A 2,040-nucleotide genomic window follows, 5' to 3' on the forward strand; every position below is an offset into this window, starting at 1 on the left:
GCGGCTGCTGGACGCCGGGATGCCGTTCCACGCGCACGAGGTCTTCGAGGACGCCTGGAAGTCCGGGCCCGCGTCGGAGCGCGACCTGTGGCAGGGGCTCGCCCAGCTCGCCGTGGGGCTCACGCACGCCGCCCACCGGCTGTCCGCTTCACCCGTCCATTGTCGCCCGCCCCGCGCAACATCCCTGGCCACACGCGGCGCGGTGACAGCCCGTGCGTCAACCCACCCGGCGGAGTGAGGTAGTGTTTTCCCTGCACGACGCCACGGGGGCAACCCCACGGAGACGCGCATCGGGACGTGGCGCAGCTTGGTAGCGCACTTGACTGGGGGTCAAGGGGTCGCAGGTTCAAATCCTGTCGTCCCGACTCTGAGGAGTCGCATCGAGGGGCCGTTTCAGAGCAATCTGAAACGGCCCCTCGATCGTTTCAGGGAACACGGCCGGCCCCGGCCGAACGAACAAGCCCCCACGGCCGCGCCCCCGCTTGCGGAGGCGCGGCCGTGGGGTGGTGTCACGGCTTCGGGATCGTGTCCACGTGGGTGGTGCCCTCGGCGTGGAAGCCGTCCACCGTCTGCTGGACGTCCGCCGGTGTGACCGCCTCGTCGGCCTTGTGGTAGACCCAGTCGACCTTCATGTCCCAGGTGCGCTGATCGCCCGTGAAGGGGAGGTCGATGAGCCAGTTGCTGAAGTGGATGTCCATCCGGTCGCGCGCGACGTACTTGCCGGAGCTGGTGAACAGCTCCTCCCCGTCGAGGGAGTAGACGACCTTCGCGTCCGTCGCGGTGATCACCATGGTGTGCCATCCCCCGAGGCGCCGCTTCTGGGTCTTGTGGACCCGGTCCGGCGGGTCGGCCTTGTACCAGCTGACGTTGTCCAGCCGCGGACCCACCGAACCCCAGCCGCCGTTCGGCAGGTACTCGAAGTCGAGTTCGCTGTAGTTCTCCGAGGAGTCCGAGGACGAGATCGGGAAGAAGGTCTGGACGACGTGGTCGCCGTTGCGTCCGCTCGTGGGCCGGTCGCTGAGGTGGATCCGGGCCGCGTAGGTCCCGTTGAGGAACTTCCGGCCCGTCGTCTGCACCTCGGTCTGCGTCGTGCCCTGCGCGGTGCCGTCCGTGGAGGAGCGCAGCCGGAGGACCTTGCCCCCCTGGGCCGCCGCGTCGGAGGGGAAGGCGGCGCCGTCCGCGCTCCAGGTGTCCCTGACCCCCGGGCCGCCCCCGCCGGTACGGATCTCCCAGCCGTTCGCGGCGAGTGAGGGGTCGTCGGCGCCCGTGTAGTCGAAGTCGTCGAACAGGGTCCCCGGCGGTCCGGTCGGCGTCGGCGTCGCCTCCCGCGTGGGCGCGCCCCCGGCGGCGTCGGCGCTTCCGCCGGTCGCCGGGTCGGCGGAGCACGCGGCGAGCACGCACAGGACAGCGGGCAGCGCGAGCGCGGTCCACGCTCGGCGACGAGAGGTGCGGCGAGGCAGGCTCACACGGGCTCCTTGGGGCGTAGAGGCGGTGACCGGACACGCCCGGCACCTGCGGATCGCATGCGGATCGATCGCCGATCGCAGGAATCGAGCGGTCATCCTAGCGAAGGAATCAAGCCATCCCCTTCGGCGCTCACGTCCCGGTCATCCGCAGGTCGGGAAACGCCCGTTGACATACCGATCCGGTCACGAGATTCGATCGGATCATGTCAAATGTGCACATCACACACCAACTGATTCGGGTCGTGCGATACGGTCCGCTCTACGCTTCAGCGGTCTCCCACTCTGCACAAAAAGGCCACAGATCATGCGCCAAGTCGCCACACCCTTCGGGCGTTTCCCGACCTGCGGATGACCGGGACGTGAGCGCCGAAGGGGATGGCTTGATTCCTTCGCTAGGATGACCGCTCGATTCCTGCGATCGGCGATCGATCCGCATGCGATCCGCAGGTGCCGGGCGTGTCCGGTCACCGCCTCTACGCCCCAAGGAGCCCGTGTGAGCCTGCCTCGCCGCACCTCTCGTCGCCGAGCGTGGACCGCGCTCGCGCTGCCCGCTGTCCTGTGCGTGCTCGCCGCG

2 protein-coding genes and 1 tRNA gene are annotated in these 2,040 nt (G+C 69.3%); 2 read left to right on the forward strand and 1 reads right to left on the reverse strand.

Features of this window, described 5'->3' with window-relative positions; all coding sequences use genetic code 11:
• Nucleotides 1–238, forward strand: a 238-nt coding sequence (locus tag EAO70_RS39595; protein ID WP_261993079.1) for a DUF309 domain-containing protein, incomplete at its 5' end; no start/stop codon positions are given.
• 53 nt (nt 239–291) lie between these two features.
• Nucleotides 292–365: transfer RNA gene (locus tag EAO70_RS27235), tRNA-Pro, on the forward strand.
• A gap of 144 nt (nt 366–509) precedes the next feature.
• On the opposite strand, the gene EAO70_RS27240 is transcribed toward EAO70_RS27235, so the two are convergent.
• A complete protein-coding gene (locus EAO70_RS27240; protein WP_148005550.1) occupies nt 510–1,466 on the reverse strand; it encodes a glycoside hydrolase family 16 protein in 957 nt (318 codons plus the stop codon).
• Between the last annotated feature and the right edge of the window lie 574 nt (nt 1,467–2,040).

Origin of the sequence: Streptomyces sp. adm13(2018), assembly GCF_008042145.1 — a bacterium.
GTDB lineage: Bacteria > Actinomycetota > Actinomycetes > Streptomycetales > Streptomycetaceae > Streptomyces.